At 31.5% G+C, this 14,849-nt stretch carries 14 protein-coding genes; 12 read left to right on the forward strand and 2 right to left on the reverse strand.

Annotated elements, in window-relative coordinates; translation table 11 throughout:
• Positions 1–18 precede the first annotated feature (18 nt).
• From PSU83_RS03055 to PSU83_RS03075, 5 genes are all read left to right on the forward strand, one after another.
• The gene (locus PSU83_RS03055) at positions 19–369 is read left to right on the forward strand and encodes a hypothetical protein (protein WP_300586600.1); all 351 of its coding nucleotides are present in this window, start codon (positions 19–21) and stop codon (positions 367–369) included.
• 815 nt (positions 370–1,184) lie between these two features.
• The gene (locus PSU83_RS03060) at positions 1,185–1,880 is read left to right on the forward strand and encodes a hypothetical protein (protein WP_300586601.1); all 696 of its coding nucleotides are present in this window, start codon (positions 1,185–1,187) and stop codon (positions 1,878–1,880) included.
• The gene (locus PSU83_RS03065; RefSeq protein ID WP_300586603.1) at positions 1,877–2,776 is read left to right on the forward strand and encodes an MBL fold metallo-hydrolase; all 900 of its coding nucleotides are present in this window, start codon (positions 1,877–1,879) and stop codon (positions 2,774–2,776) included. Before PSU83_RS03060 ends, PSU83_RS03065 begins: the two co-directional genes overlap by 4 nt.
• Before the next feature lie 163 nt (positions 2,777–2,939).
• The gene (locus PSU83_RS03070; RefSeq protein WP_300586605.1) at positions 2,940–5,135 is read left to right on the forward strand and encodes a hypothetical protein; all 2,196 of its coding nucleotides are present in this window, start codon (positions 2,940–2,942) and stop codon (positions 5,133–5,135) included.
• Between the two features lie 222 nt (positions 5,136–5,357).
• Positions 5,358–6,134 carry a hypothetical protein gene (locus PSU83_RS03075; RefSeq protein ID WP_300586607.1) on the forward strand — a complete coding sequence of 259 codons (777 nt, stop codon included), beginning with the start codon at positions 5,358–5,360 and terminating at the stop codon, positions 6,132–6,134.
• Positions 6,135–6,293: 159 nt separating this feature from the next.
• On the opposite strand, the gene PSU83_RS03080 is transcribed toward PSU83_RS03075, so the two are convergent.
• Both PSU83_RS03080 and PSU83_RS03085 read right to left on the reverse strand, forming a co-directional pair.
• On the reverse strand, positions 6,294–6,986 hold the full coding sequence (locus tag PSU83_RS03080; RefSeq protein ID WP_300586609.1) for a hypothetical protein: 693 nt from the start codon (positions 6,984–6,986) through the stop codon (positions 6,294–6,296).
• Positions 6,986–7,222, reverse strand: coding sequence for a hypothetical protein (locus tag PSU83_RS03085; protein WP_300586612.1), 237 nt, complete (start codon positions 7,220–7,222; stop codon positions 6,986–6,988). Before PSU83_RS03085 ends, PSU83_RS03080 begins: the two co-directional genes overlap by 1 nt.
• A 623-nt stretch (positions 7,223–7,845) precedes the next feature.
• On the opposite strand from PSU83_RS03085, the gene PSU83_RS03090 reads away from it, so the two are divergent.
• The 7 genes from PSU83_RS03090 to PSU83_RS03120 all read left to right on the forward strand — a co-directional run bounded on the left by PSU83_RS03090 (position 7,846) and on the right by PSU83_RS03120 (position 14,532).
• Complete coding sequence (locus PSU83_RS03090; RefSeq protein WP_300586615.1) at positions 7,846–8,763, forward strand: carboxypeptidase-like regulatory domain-containing protein; 918 nt, start codon at positions 7,846–7,848, stop codon at positions 8,761–8,763.
• Between the two features lie 330 nt (positions 8,764–9,093).
• Entirely contained in the window at positions 9,094–9,639 is a 546-nt protein-coding gene (locus tag PSU83_RS03095) for a hypothetical protein (RefSeq protein WP_300586617.1), read from the forward strand.
• Between the two features lie 61 nt (positions 9,640–9,700).
• Entirely contained in the window at positions 9,701–10,201 is a 501-nt protein-coding gene (locus PSU83_RS03100; RefSeq protein ID WP_300586619.1) for a hypothetical protein, read from the forward strand.
• 1,807 nt (positions 10,202–12,008) lie between these two features.
• The gene (locus tag PSU83_RS03105; RefSeq protein ID WP_300586621.1) at positions 12,009–12,638 is read left to right on the forward strand and encodes a Fic family protein; all 630 of its coding nucleotides are present in this window, start codon (positions 12,009–12,011) and stop codon (positions 12,636–12,638) included.
• Complete coding sequence (locus tag PSU83_RS03110; RefSeq protein WP_300586624.1) at positions 12,638–13,147, forward strand: mechanosensitive ion channel domain-containing protein; 510 nt, start codon at positions 12,638–12,640, stop codon at positions 13,145–13,147. The genes PSU83_RS03105 and PSU83_RS03110 overlap by 1 nt, the downstream gene beginning before the upstream one ends.
• A 439-nt stretch (positions 13,148–13,586) precedes the next feature.
• Positions 13,587–13,808, forward strand: coding sequence for a hypothetical protein (locus tag PSU83_RS03115; protein ID WP_300586627.1), 222 nt, complete (start codon positions 13,587–13,589; stop codon positions 13,806–13,808).
• Positions 13,809–14,106: 298 nt separating this feature from the next.
• Complete coding sequence (locus PSU83_RS03120) at positions 14,107–14,532, forward strand: response regulator (protein ID WP_300586630.1); 426 nt, start codon at positions 14,107–14,109, stop codon at positions 14,530–14,532.
• The last annotated feature ends 317 nt before the right edge of the window (positions 14,533–14,849 follow it).

The following is a 14,849-nucleotide window of genomic DNA, read 5'->3' on the forward strand; positions in this document are numbered from 1 at the left end:
ACCTAAAATCAAACAATCATGGGACTTTTTGGCAACAGTTATAAGAAAATTATTCAGCACCTGCAGAAGAAAAGTGAAGACCACTCTAAAGAAATAACGAAAGAGATTGACGAGTTGCTGAAGGATTTAAAAACCGAATACGACGAAAATCAAGAAGTGGTTACCGAGTTCAACTCGTTTGTAGAACAACTAAAAAACAAGTTAACCCCAGAAGATGCCCACAAGCTGCAAGATTTTTCCTCAAGATTAAAGAAAGTAAAACGCTGTGCGGGTAAAGGCGTTGAAGCCATGCGCGAATTGGCTCGCGACCAACGTAAACATACCAGCGAAACGCGAATGGAGTATGAAGAATACCTGTTAATGAAGTAACAACACTATACGATAAATGAACGAGCTCCCGATTGGGGGCTTTTTTTGTGGTTGGCATGAAGGACTTCGATACTTTCTACAGAAGCACTTCGATACTTTCTACATGAGCACTTCGATACTTTCTACAGAAGCACTTCGACACTTTCTACAGAAGCACTTCGATACTTTCTACAGAAGCACTTCGACAGGCTCAGTGTGACAATCGTAGTTCTAATTGTATTGTTCTTTAATAACACAGAATGTTTCGTTTAACGTAAAAACAATTGAATACTCAACTGTCCTCCTGTTGCGAAGCTTTGGGAGTCGAAGGACTAAAGCGCGCGGATGGGTCACTTAGGCGCGCGGACGCATCTCTCAGGCACGGATGCGGTGGGCTGACCCACGCGGACGCTTCTCTCACCCACGCGAACGCATCTCTCAACCGCGCGGACGCATCTCTCATCCACGCGGACGCATCTCTCACCCACGCGGACGGTATTTTACAGCAAGAAACGGTTGCACCACACTTTAGCGGAGTTAGTAACTGAAAGAGTTTATAAGTGAGCAGAGAAACTTACTACTCCTTACGGTTTTCCGTAAAATTTTAAGAATTTAAGGGTGTAGGTTTACAAAAACTAAATAGTACCCCTTGAGAAGTACTTTGCCTTTACCTCACTTTAGCGGAATTTTTAACTGTTTGACGATTTGTAAGAGTTTGGTTGTTGATTGTAGGGGGATTTGGATATATTTGGGAGAAGATACTAAATAACACAGTTGCCACGCGAAAGGATTCGCGCGGTAGCGGGGGACCAGAACTAATCCGTTAATTTACAACAATGTTAAACACATATTTTATAAGAGCAAGATTATTTCCAACAATTCTGACGGCAATTCCTCTTTTGTTGTTAGTCAATTACTTGTTTTCGACATATTATTACAAATCATTCGAAAAAATTTTTGAAGTTTTACCAATTTTAGCAGGTCTAGGTTTATCAACTGCATTTTTATTTCTTTCTGTCCAAATTAATAGAATCATTTCAAAGGAGGTATTTCAAAGAATATATTTTAAAGAGGAAATAAATATGCCTACAACCAATCAATTATTATGGAGTGACAATTTCTTTGATAATGAAATTAAAACTAAGATTCGGGCTAAAATAAATGTTCTTTATGGAATTGAACTTATGAATGAACATCAAGAGAGTTCTAATGAATTAGCTTCCAGAAATAAGATAGCTATGGCAGTTTCCCAAATTAGAAATTCTTTACGAAGTAATAAGCTGTTGTTTCAACATAATATCGAATATGGATTTTTTAGAAATTTGCTTGGAGGAGCATTGTTAGCAGTAGTTTGTAGTATTAATATAATAATTTTTGCTTTTTTGAGAAATGAAACAATTTTATTAAATTCTGGAATAATTTTGCTTTTAATTTATTCACTGCCAATTATTCTGAGTAAAGCAATTATGAAAAGATTTGGGCATTATTATTCAAAAGTTTTATACGAACAATTTTTAACTTTACAATTATGAGCGGAAATGTAGAAATGGTATTTTGGGACGTACAACATGGGCATGCAACCTATATTAAAAGTCCAAATAATCGACATATAGTTGTCGATTTAGGTATTGGTTCATATGATGATAACAATGAATCATTTAGTCCGTTGTTACACTTGAAAAATGTATATAAAATACAACAATTAGATTATGTAATTATAACGCACCCACATTTAGATCATATTGATGACATATTAAATTTTGACGCATTAAGTCCAAAAGTTCTAATGAGACCCAAACAAATTACAAATTCCGAAGTAATGCAGGAAGAAAAAGATGTAATAACGATTCGTAATAGTGATAAGCCAAAATTTGAAAAATACTGTGAAATCAATAATCGCTATTCTGAACCTGTTTTAACAGAAAGTGTAAATAACGTAAGGAATCCTACAAATTTTGGAGGACTAAAAATTACAGCTTTTAATCCTGTAACTTGTGATCACAAAAATTTTAATAATCATAGTATAATTTCTGTATTTGAATATGCCAGTATTAAAGTAGTAGTGCCAGGGGATAATGAAAAATGTTCGTTTGAAGAATTATTACAAGACGATAAATTTAAGGAGGCTATAAAAAATGCGGATATATTATTAGCACCACATCACGGGCGAGAATCAGGGTATTTTGCTGAATTTATAGATTTAGTAAATCCAAGAATAACAATTGTTTCTGACGGGCGTTTTTGTGAAACGAGCGCAAATGGAAGATATTCACAAAAAAGTAGAGGTTGGAACGTTACTAACGGAAAAGGAAATAAAGAATTAAGAAAATGTTTGACCACAAATTCTGATGGTGAAGTTTTTGTGAAATTTGGTTTTACAAATGATAATAAAAATCAAAGTTTTTTGAATGTTAAGACCAAAGTTTAAGACAAAGTACTGCTGCTAACAGCTGTTTCTCGCAATTGCGAATTTTGTTGTAAGTTCATGTTCACATTTCCCAGGAATATTTATCTTAGTGGAAAATATGCTGTTCCGAAGTTCACTATTTCTTGATGCTATGAAACTTTAGCTTTAACATTAAAAAAAAAATATGAATATAGACAAAGAAGCTTTTGAGTATGCAATCCAAAAAATAGACGATGGTTTTATTTTTGAAAATTTTGCGGTTAGTTTTTTAAGTTCAACACTTGGATATGAATTTATTCCTGTAGCTGGAACTAAAGATAAGGGTGTTGACGGTTATCAACATATTTTTCATAGAAAAGGCAAAGAAAAAATTATTTATCAACTCTCAACTCAATTAACTTATTCAGATAAAATAGAGGATACTATTTTAAAATTGCAAAAAAACAAAATTGAGTTTGATGCAATTTATTATGTAACTAACAGAAAATTAAATAACACAGATACGCTAATTGAAACATTATATGAAAAATATATGGTTCAAGTTAGAATTTTTGATATTCGATGGTTTGTTTCAAATTCTAACAACAATGAAAGTAGTATAAGAGCTTATCATTCATACGTTGATACTTATCTTCACGAGTTTTCAAAACCTGGTAAATCACAAGTTATTGCTAACTTAGATAGTGATTCGAGATTATATGTTTTTTTAAGTCAACAATTTGATTCCAAAACTGATGACTTTAAACTTGATGATTTGTTAACCGACACATTGATCATTTATGCTTTAGAAGGAACAGATCCAGATAAAGAAATATTAATGAATAAAGATGAAATAAAATTAGCTATAAAAAAATATATAAAATTTGATCCTCAATTATTAGAAAGTAAAATCGATGAACGGTTAATTTTACTCTCAACAAAACCAAGAAAAATAAAATATCACACTTCGAAAGATGGATATTGCTTACCTTTCGAGACAAGGATAGTTATTGAAGAAAGAAATATAAAAGACGAGATATTATTAAATACGTTTTTTGAACAAACAAAAAAACAAATACAAAAATTTTTCAGTGATTTAAGCATTAATGTCAAAGATATTCAAAAACTGATAACAGATATTTTTAATAAAATCTACGAAAAGCAAGGATTAGAATTTTCAAATTTTGTTTTATATGGCGATAACAAATCTAACATTGAACAAGATTTGGCAACTGTTATAGGAAATGTTGTAGATTCAAGTTCTGTTGTTCTAAAAAATAAGGAAAAAGTAAAAACAGCAATTCATCTATCAATAAGAGAGATAATATACAATGGTACTGAAGAGCAACATAGATTTTTAAAAAGTCTATCTAACACATATTTAATGATGTTTATGCTAAAATGGGAACCAAAAATATCAACATATTTTGAAACATTAGCATCAAAATTAAATGTCTTTGTTGATAATTCAATAATTGTTCCCGCACTTTCTGAACATTATCTCGATGAAAGCAATAAAAGACACTGGAATTTATTAAAGAAAGCAAGTGAATCTGGAATAAAAATGTACATAAACGAGTCGCTATTAGACGAATTAGTTTCCCATTTTCAAAAAATTAACAACGTTTATTACAAGGACTTTAAAGATAATGAAGAATATTATCTATTTGATGATTATGAATTACTTTTTATCGATGAGGTATTAATAAGAGCATATTTTTATGCTAAAAAAAGACATTTTGTAAAGACATTTGATGACTTTCTTAACAATTTTGTTGATCCAAATCTAAAATTTCTTAAAGATGAATTAATAATTTACTTAAAAGATGTTTTCAATATTATATATATTTCTAATGAATCTTGGGATATAAAAATAGATCCAGATGAAAAAGAAAAACTTACTAGCAAGCTAGAAGAAAAAAAAATCAGACCAAAAGCAGAAAGTGATGCAGAAATGATTTTGGCTATTTATCATTTGAGAAATAAAAACAATGAATCATCTGATTCGGGTATTTTTGGGTACAAAACTTGGTGGCTGTCAAAAGATACCAGTACATTTTGGGCTGTAGAAGAAGTATTAGGAAAAAAGTACCCTATTAGTTGTTATATTCGCCCCGATTTCATTTATAATTATATAGCTCTTAAACCAACAACCAATGATGTAAAAAATGCCTATAGTGAAATATTCCCTACAATGCTTGGTGTTAATTTAAGCTATCACATGCCGAAAGAAGTATCTGAAACAGTAAGACAAAAAATTAAGGAGTTTCAGGACAAGCCAACGGTTAGAATAAAACAAATTCTTAAAAATTTAGGTGAAAAATTAAAATCTGATCCAAAACTTAGAAATAGACATTCTGTTGAATTGTTTTTAGATAGCGAATTGAAAAAAATTCAATAAATGGTATTATACTACCCGGATAGTGCGCATTTGTAATCCTTGCCCGCAAAAGATATCAACAAAAAAGTCGTACATTAATGTTTCGCCTTAATTAATAAAATAATCTCCAAAATACTTTTATACAATTGTATTAGTTTTAATTATTGTTCTGGGCACGGATTGCAAATCCGCGCTATCTGGACGCTGTAAGCAAGTTTAGGACGAATCGAAACAAAGAGAACTATGGTTGGAGATATTCGAAACATAATTATAATTCAAAGTTTAAATGGTAACGAAAAACCAACTGGAAAAGAAATATATGAAGATTTAATCGCTCCTTATATAAAATATAGGCAAGTTGAAAAAATAAAGATGAATTATGCATTTCATGATATTCAAACCAAAAATCATTTCCTGGAAATCCTAAAATTCTATATAGTTAACGCACCATATCAGGTTGGTGGAATATTGATTCATTTTGAAATGCATGGTGCGGAAAATCTAACTGGTTTAATTTTAGCTGATAACAGCCTGGTTTTATGGGAAGAAATGGTCGATTTATTACGTGAAATTAATATTATTTCTAAAAACAATTTATACATTACAATGGCTACTTGCTTCGGAAGAATGATGTACAAAGGTGTAGACCAAAGAAAAAAATCGCCTTATTCAGGTTATTTTTCCGCTAGTAAAGAAGTCACAGTTGGCGAAATAATGGGAGATTTTAGGATAATTTTTGAAGCGTTACTAGAAAGTGGAAATTTTATCAAAGCACACTTTCGTTTAGAAGAAGAAGGCTCAAAAAAATTCTTTTACATGGACTCTAAAAGAGTTTTTGAATTAAATTTTGAAGCATTTAAAAATAATCCAAATTATAAAAAACAAGTTTTACAATCAGCTGCAAAGACAGTAAATTCTAATGGCGGGGATATTGATCCAGAAGATTATCTTTCCGGAAAAATTTACGACATTTCTTTAAAAAAGGTATATCAAGAGCAGTTAAATAACTTTGAATTTTGAATAAACCTGCTTATAAAAGCCGATTCCCGCAATTGCGAATTTTGTGGTAAATTCACGCTTACGTTTCGCAAGAAATATTATCTTAGTGGAAAATTATTCGTTCCGAACTTCGCAACTGACGAGATGAGTCGCAACTTTAGTGGAAAGACTAAAAAACTTTTATTCAGATAGTACTCTCTTGAAACTAGGAATTTCAGACTCAGGAACATTTGAATCTTCGGAATATTTTAATACAAAGATTATAATTTTAGAAGTCAATTCTGCATGCGAAATATCTATTTCTAAATACATCACTTCATTAATTCTATTTTTAAAAATAAAATCTAATCTGTTTCGTTTTACATTACTAAAATTACTTAAGAAATTTGAATCATTAATCATTGACCTGTAAATTTCATCCACATAAAAGGAATAAATTTTATTATTATGTTTATGAAATAAGTGTTCTATTTTAACTTTTCTAAGATTTGGAATAGAAGAAATTTCAATACTTGCGTTCAAATTTGAAATTTTCTTTATGATTTCTCTACTTATTTTGTATTCTATTTCATTTTGGGAAAAACTTTCTAAATCTAAAGTAATTTCCTCAACTCCGCATTTATTGAGAATAGATTTTTTAGAAAGTAAATTATCAACAATCATATTTAAACTCTTGTCAATATTCATTTCTTCAATATTATTTAGTTTTAAAAGCCCTAAACCATATGGTGATGGAGTATTTTTAAAACGTCCGCGTTTAGAAATTTCTCCATACTCTACCAACGACTCAATATTAAGTTGAGTCATTTCTTTTAAGAGTTTTGGCGAGAATTTCTTACCCTCAAATACAATATCTATATAAGTTGTTTCCATTATTCTAAATATTCATGTATTTCTAAATCTGTGTCATAAAAATTATTATGATCTCTTGGATCAGCTAATCTCATTTTATATTTATCGTCTAAAAGTATGTCAGGATTTGTAACATTTATTCTTTTTAATTCAGCTTTAAAATCAGCTTTAATAATTTTTTTTATTTCACGATGAAATTCTTCTCCGTCAACGTTAAGCAAATCAGAAATTTCTTCCTTAGAGTAGAATTTAAACATATTAATTTAAAAAAAATACTTAATAAGTAGTAAATATAGTAATTAATATTTAATCTTTATAGTCCAACCAATAACAGCCATTTCTCGCAATTTCGAATTTTGTTCACGTTTCCCCACTACCACCCGAATCACTTCAAGTGGTTTTATAAAGTTTAGCATTCAATACCAAATACACTAAAAGTGTACCTTTTATAAAAACTATCAAAACTGTGTTTAAAAACTTCGCGCCTTTGTTTCTTCGCGCGAAAATTTGCAGCCCTAAAAGTGATCGTAATCCTTAATGTTAAATAAAGACCTTACTGCATCTAAATTTTAATCTCATTTTGAGCACTTTAGGTTTTTTACGACGTTTTTTAGTCGAAAATGCACCGCGTAATTTTTTAACAAGTCCTTTATTGCAATTTTAGGCTTCAGTAAATCTTACAAAATAATGAATATAATTTAAAATCAGTAGGTTATGAAATACATTTGTTGTATTATTCTTATTAAAAACTTAATTTTAGTAAGAAAATAATAAAAGTGTATTTTCTGTCATTTTTTACTTGTTTCGTAAGAAAATGTTTCTTTAGATTTGTAACGATGGTCGACCCCAAATCTATTGTTAAACTTTTAATCTATTAATTATGAATCAATTACAAGAGCGCAAACGCTCCATGTACTATGTTGTTGAAGATTACTTAGCAACTGTACCGGCGGCTACCTTAGCCACCCTACCCGAGTTTGATACTAAGCTCGTACTATTTACTACTACCGTAGCGCTTATCAGAGCTGAAAGCGAGAGGCAGACCACCAATCGTGTGGGGCTTAGGATGGTGAAAGACACCCTAAAATTGGTAATGACGCGCTTGGCTGTAGATGTTGCCACCCGCATAAGAGCCTTTGCTATTAACACTGATGATATGGTGCTGCGTGAGGAAATGAACCAGCGTATGAGCAACCTTAATAAAAGGCCTGATACTGTATGTGCTGATATTTGCCAGTATATTCACGGTAAGGGCACGGAGCTGCTGCTGCAATTGGCAGATTATGGTGTAACGGCAGTACTGCTTACTGACCTTGAGAAAAGTATTGACGAATATGTTGCCTATATTCCGAAACCAAGAGCGGGTATTGTAGAGCAAAAGCATGCTACGAGCACGATGCGTACTTTGTTTAAGGCTAGTGACGCGGTACTGAGCACGATGGATGCACTGGTAACGATGGTGCAGTTTTCTGATGCTGATTTTTATAAGACGTATCTTTATAGTCGCAAGATTATTCGTCCGGGCTATAGAACGGTTTCGCTTCGTGGTGCCATTACGAATGCTGAAGGTATGCCGGTTGTAAAAGCGAACATAACCATTGAAGGTACGAACATTGCAAGAAAAACTACTGAGAACGGCGGTTTTGAAGTGAAAGATCTTGCCAGTGGTATGTATGCGGTACTGATTAGCAAACCTGGCTATACTGAGGTTAGAACGGTTGTGGCTGTAACGGCTACGGAACGAACGGATTTTACTGCTGTGCTTGAAGTTGATGCTTCGGCTGAACGTGTAGCGTAACCCTGATTTCCCACATTGTTAAAGAGGCATCCTGAGAGGGGTGTCTTTTTTTTTAATCATTGAAACAATCACTGTTGTAGTTTTTTATATTTTATGGCGGGCACGGATTGCAAATGCGCGCTATCGTTGTGGAAAGATAGCTAATTGAAATAAAATTTAAAATGTACACTTTTATTGTACTTATTGATTTATATATAAATTTATATTTACAAAATATAAATTCAAATAAGGTAAAAAGAGACTTACCATCTCAAAGTGACATTTAATGAAGTTTCATTTATTTTAAAGGTTTGTTATTAAATGAAATTACGACTAAACCAACCAAAAAAAATGCAGCCCAAACTTTTTAATGTTTTCGAAGACAAAAGAAGGACTGCAAACAATAATAAAATTATTTACAAATTTATGAAAAAATTAGTATTCGGTTTAATTACCACCTTATTTATGTCAATTAATGCAAATGCGCAAAAACCAAGTTTATCAGATGTTGTTTGTGGTCCGGGACAACATGCAACTATATCATTTGAATTTAACACATTAAGATTTCACAGAGCCTCCGCAGGTTGCACAAGACGTTTTTCAATTTGTTCTGATGGTGAGTGGATCATAGAGTGTGTAGATAATAGAAGACTAGCTAGTTATAATCCCGTAAAAGATTCTGCTACTGTTTTAGTAGAAATATCTAATGATGGTAACACAGCACTATTGCGTTTTCCAATTGAAATTAAAAGTTTACCTCACTTTAAAGAAGAGGATTTTAGTAATTTCGGTTTTGACAACGATTATAAACTTACTAAAGACTTTGTAATTGCAAAAGGTGAATACGCACCAAAGTTTACTGACCGAGAGATAACCGTAACTGTAAACTTGAGATAGAACAATGAAATTTCAATTATCGTTATTGATTCTATTTGTCTTTACATCTTGCAAGCCTATAATGTCTATTAGCGAAAATGTAAACACAAAAAAACAATTTGAATCGACTGAAAATTACTTTAAATTTATTAATGATAAAACTGGTATCTCTAGCGAAAAAATAATTGTTCTAGATAACGAAAATTTTGAAATTTTGTTAAGTCAAGTAATCAAGGATAAGCTAACTACATATTACGGAATAGCATGTGAAAATTATTTTGTAAAAGCTGACCAGTTACAAATTAAAAGCTGCTCGGGTCAAATAAAAAATCTTTACAATATGTGTATTAATAATTCGAGTGAGTTAGTAAAATTTAATCAAACTGACCTACCTGTAGTTAAGTTATTGCAGTTTGACAAATCAAAGTGCACAATAATTTTTTTATATTCATACAAATTAGGTGGCTTATCAAAAAGCAAAATCAATAGTGTTGTAAAAGAATTAAAGAACAATCCTTATTTTGATTACATAATTCTATCTCTAGATAATTATGACATAAGTGAAAAACAAAATCATTTTTAATGCAAAATTGATTTATTTATCATCTTTACTTATATTTTCTACAGTGTTTTCTTTTGCACAATCTGATTTACAAACTGCTATTAAAGGTGGTAAATTACTTTTAAGTGGTTTGAGTATTATAAAAACATCCAAAGCGGAAAATAAATCAGACCGTAAAGTTATTGAAAGCATCTGCGTTAAAAATAAACTAGCCGATAGCGCGGATTTGCAAATCTGCGCTATCTGGTACTAATAAAAAGTAGCATGTGTAAAAAAATTAGTGCATAACTTCGGTTTTGCGCAGGAGTTAACCTAATTTCAGAAATACTGACAAAAAAAAGATTTTCAATATTATCTTAACTGAAAAATTAATATTAAACTTATTTATTATACATTTACTTCAAATCAAATTTATTTTTTATGAAATTATTTATTTTAAAATACTACCCAATAATCCTAGCATTCGTTTGTATGTTATATTCGATTTCATTGGGACTTCTTGGTCATAGAGATGAAGCTTTATATTCTGCTCATTGGCCAGGTACAATATTATTATTCGCAATAGCAATCCGTCAAAGAAGAAATCCATGAGTATAAGTTTTTTTATCGTTGGGGCTGTAATTTTTTTAATTTATTTGTTTTTAATGTTTTGGAATATTATCTACTCGAACAAAAAACAAAGAGAAGAGAATTATCCAAATATAGACAACAAAGGGGATATCAAGAAAAAAGTATAATTCTTTTATCTAATTTTAGATTTAAGCATAGCTTCTTGCGAACAAGTTTAACTATTACTATTGTTTGCAATTGGTTTTTTGCGTAAAAAACTTTTTTGGTTTACTGCTTTCAAAATAAGTATAACCCGCTCCCGCGCGAATCCTTTCGCGTGGTACTACTAAACAAAATAATCCTTAAAATAAAAATAAATTAGAACCAAAAACGTTTTGCTTATTTTATTAAACGAGAATAATGAGTAGAAATTATAAATTTCATAATCCTGAGGGGCTTTACTTTGTGAGTTTTGCAGTGGTAGGTTGGTTAGGAGTCTTTACATGAAACGAATACAAAGATTTACTAGTGGAGAGTAGTGCGTTTTGCCAGAAAAAAAAAGGAATGGAAATTCATTCTTGGTGCATAATGACCAATCACGTATATTTACTTTTTAGCAGTATTTAAAATTCAAAACCTGAACGTTTATTTGTTGATTTTAAACGATTTACCAGTTCAAGGATTATAAAAGCCATAAAAGAAAATTCAAAAAAGAGCAGAAAAGAATTTTTACTCGAGTTTTTTTAAAAAGAAACAGAAAAAAGCTCAAATACAACAAACTATCAATTTTGGCGTCATGATAATAACCCTATTGAATTGTGGAGTAATCCAACAAAAAATTGATTACATACATAATAATCCAGTTGAAGAAGGTATAGTTTTTAGAGCCGAAGATTATATAGAGCAGTGCATCAGATTATGCGGGAGAAAAAGGTTTACGTGATGCGGTTTGTGTCTTTCAGTATTTTAAATTATATTAGCACGAGAAGGGATTCGCGGGTAATCGAGACGTAGATATAAATAAAACAGTTGCCACGCAAAAGTATTGGCTCGGTAGCTTGGGTAAGTGTAGCGGACGACCCAAGATCATTATAAATTTAGAGACGAAATGGAATTATTACCAGTAGATGAAATAAAAGTAAATCAAACCAAAATAAACAAAATTGACCATCTAGTAAAGTCGATTTAAAGGCTCATAATTTATAGCCGACATCATTTAGATGGCGACCTTTTAGACACTTACTTGACCAGTGTTCAAGAGCTTCAAGAACTTCTAAGTTTGAAAAATGCACAAATGGAAGCGCAAAACGAGGAGGAAGCGGAAGAATATCAAAAAAACTTAAAAGTATCACTTGACTTTGTAATTGAAGAAATAATACTGCACAATAATTTTGAAAAGGAACTTCAGTTATTTCAACTTCTCCGCTTAGTTTCGCCCGAAACTAATGCCATTCACCCAAATAAATACAGACAAACATTAGTTCAGATAGGAGCACATATTTGTCCTGACAAAGACGTTGTTCCTCAATTAGTTTCAGAACTATTTTATCAAATGCAATTCATAACAAACCCAATTGTTAAAGCTATTTATTTTCATCATGAATTAATTAGAATACATCCATTTGCAGACGGAAATGGTCGAGTAACAAGAATTGCAAAAAATTGGATGTTGATGTATGATTTATATCCACCCATTTTTATAAATGATGCCCCACAAAAAAAGGAATATATTACCACCCTTTCAAAAAGTTTTAGAGCGCTTGACAATTCACCTAAAAAATGGAACGAACATACAGAAAACTTTTTTGACCAAGAGCTTGACCGTTTAGTAGTAAACGCTACTTTACTCTATGAGACTGTAAATAGAATTGGATTAGATAGAGAGAAAGTAAATAAAAAAAATAGCTAATGGATACCTATAAAATTCAAATCATTGAGACAATTGTAGTTTTGGCCGGCTACGTAATTACTCATTTCTTAACAAAAATATTTGTCAATAACAAACTAAAACAAACCCATTTGGAGCGTGGCAGAAGAAAAATGATAATCAAAGCTGCACACCTTTTGTCTTTTCTAACTGCCCTAATTTTATTTTCTGCAATTTGGGGTCTTAAACAAAATGAAATAGCTGTTTTTGTAGGAACTATTTTAACCGCATTAGGAATAGCGTTTTTTGCTCAGTGGTCATTACTTTCCAATATTACTTCAAGTCTATTATTGTTTTTTAATCATCCTTTAAAAATTGGAGATACGATAAAAGTTTTAGATCGAGATTACCCATTTGAGGGAGAAGTCTCTGATTTGACCTATTTTTTTGTTCACGTTAAAACTGAAAGTGGTGAGATAATAACAATTCCGAACTCTGTTCTGCTTCAAAAATCAGTTTCGGTTATTGAAAAGAAAATACCTTCAACATAAGTATATAAAGTTGAACCACTATTTCTTTCCATTGTTGTTTTAATTTTGTTACTCAACAAAACTTTGATTAGCGTAGTTGGAACATTTTAAATCGTAAATACAATGTTACCGACAGGAGGCGTTTATTTGGGTAAGCTCAATCACCCGGTTCCCGCGCGAACCCCTATTACAAGGAATTTGTCCCTACTCTAATAGTGCGGATTTGCAATCGGTGCGCACAAACAGGCAAACAATTCTACCTCTCACCAATTAAAAACTTAAATTCCTACTATCTTCGGTAAAACAAACTATGGAAGACTTTAAAATTACTACGTGCTTAAGCACCACAGCGTATGCAAAAATCATGTTTGTAGGGCGCTACAAATAGCCAGCTTTTATTCTGGCAACACTTTTAGGGCTGTATTATGCCATCACCATCTTTCTTGACTATTGGAACGTTATGAACTGGTACACCATAACTCCGCTATTTGAAATACTATGTGGAACATTTCAGTTATTGGCACCAAGCTTGATTGTGCTCATTTTAGTAAAGCAATTTACAGTAAACCCAAGTTTTCAAAAAGACATTACCTACACCTTTCGCGAAAACGGTTTTTCCGTTCATGGGGCGACTTTTTATGGTCACATATACTTAAGCAAAAACGATTGGGCAAATTTATAATTTTGTACACAGCAAAAAGTTCGGCAACTTATTTGACACTACTAACTTAAATACTTAGTAATTAGCGTTCATAAAGCAAAAAGTAGATCAAAAGACTATGTGAAATTTACATTTACCAATTTCAATAAAGTTTCAAATTGAATAACTGATACACTAAAAGTGTACATTTTATATAATCTGTGCTAATCTGTGTTTAAAACTTCGCACCTCAGCGAGAAAGTAAATCCCTATAACCTTTTATAATTACTAAATGCTACACTTAAAGTGTACATTTGCAAATAAACTTAAAAAAATAAGAATGAATAAGAACGGAGCAATTGTTATAGTGGAAGATGACATTGATGATCAAGAGATGTTTAGTGAAGTATTTAAAGAACTAAATTATAAAAATGAAATTCTTTTTTTTAACGATGGCCAAGAAGCACTTGTCTATTTGACGGCGGAGACCTCTGAGCCCTTTATAGTCTTTTCTGATATTAATATGCCAAAACTGAATGGTATTGAATTGAGAAAGCAAATTCATGAAAATGAAAACATTAGAATAAAAACTATTCCGTATTTATTTTTTACAACAAATGCTGCCCAGGAAGCTGTTGTTGATGCGTACTCAAAGTCGATTCAAGGTTTTTTTGTCAAGCCGATGAGTTTTCAGGATTTAAAAAGTACGATGAAGATAATAGTGGAATATTGGCAAAAATGTGAATCTCCAAACTATGTTAAGTAATTGAAGACTTAAGACAGAAGCCCATTTTAAATTAATTTGATAGCAAGGATTTTAAATCATTGCTATCAAATACTTATGATTAGAATTTGATCTCTGCCGCTGCACCGTTTCTTTAAATATTTATATTTAATAATGGTTTCACTAATAGTGTACATTTTCAAATTCTGTAACAAGCCGTGATATCTCTGTTTAAAACTTTGCGTATTTCCTACTTTGCGGGAATGTAGACTACTTCTATTGCTAACAGTTTTGCAAACTGTGGGTATTTTTTATTTCGTGGCAGGAGTACTTCGTGATCCTGAGTTTAGGCTCTATCA

The organism is Flavobacterium sp. (assembly GCF_029945805.1).
In the GTDB taxonomy this organism is placed as follows: domain Bacteria; phylum Bacteroidota; class Bacteroidia; order Flavobacteriales; family Flavobacteriaceae; genus Flavobacterium.

Bases quoted from the DNA above. Each gene is read 5' to 3' on its own strand.
- PSU83_RS03080 (WP_300586609.1), bottom strand. From the start codon at position 6,986: ATGGAAACAACTTATATAGATATTGTATTTGAGGGTAAGAAATTCTCG.
- PSU83_RS03085 (WP_300586612.1), bottom strand. From the start codon at position 7,222: ATGTTTAAATTCTACTCTAAGGAAGAAATTTCTGATTTGCTTAACGTT.
- PSU83_RS03090 (WP_300586615.1), top strand. From the start codon at position 7,846: ATGAATCAATTACAAGAGCGCAAACGCTCCATGTACTATGTTGTTGAA.
- PSU83_RS03110 (WP_300586624.1), top strand. From the start codon at position 12,638: ATGGATACCTATAAAATTCAAATCATTGAGACAATTGTAGTTTTGGCC.
- PSU83_RS03100 (WP_300586619.1), top strand. From the start codon at position 9,701: ATGTCTATTAGCGAAAATGTAAACACAAAAAAACAATTTGAATCGACT.
- PSU83_RS03120 (WP_300586630.1), top strand. From the start codon at position 14,107: ATGAATAAGAACGGAGCAATTGTTATAGTGGAAGATGACATTGATGAT.
- PSU83_RS03065 (WP_300586603.1), top strand. From the start codon at position 1,877: ATGAGCGGAAATGTAGAAATGGTATTTTGGGACGTACAACATGGGCAT.
- PSU83_RS03070 (WP_300586605.1), top strand. From the start codon at position 2,940: ATGAATATAGACAAAGAAGCTTTTGAGTATGCAATCCAAAAAATAGAC.
- PSU83_RS03095 (WP_300586617.1), top strand. From the start codon at position 9,094: ATGCAGCCCAAACTTTTTAATGTTTTCGAAGACAAAAGAAGGACTGCA.
- PSU83_RS03055 (WP_300586600.1), top strand. From the start codon at position 19: ATGGGACTTTTTGGCAACAGTTATAAGAAAATTATTCAGCACCTGCAG.
- PSU83_RS03060 (WP_300586601.1), top strand. From the start codon at position 1,185: ATGTTAAACACATATTTTATAAGAGCAAGATTATTTCCAACAATTCTG.
- PSU83_RS03115 (WP_300586627.1), top strand. From the start codon at position 13,587: ATGAACTGGTACACCATAACTCCGCTATTTGAAATACTATGTGGAACA.
- PSU83_RS03075 (WP_300586607.1), top strand. From the start codon at position 5,358: ATGGTTGGAGATATTCGAAACATAATTATAATTCAAAGTTTAAATGGT.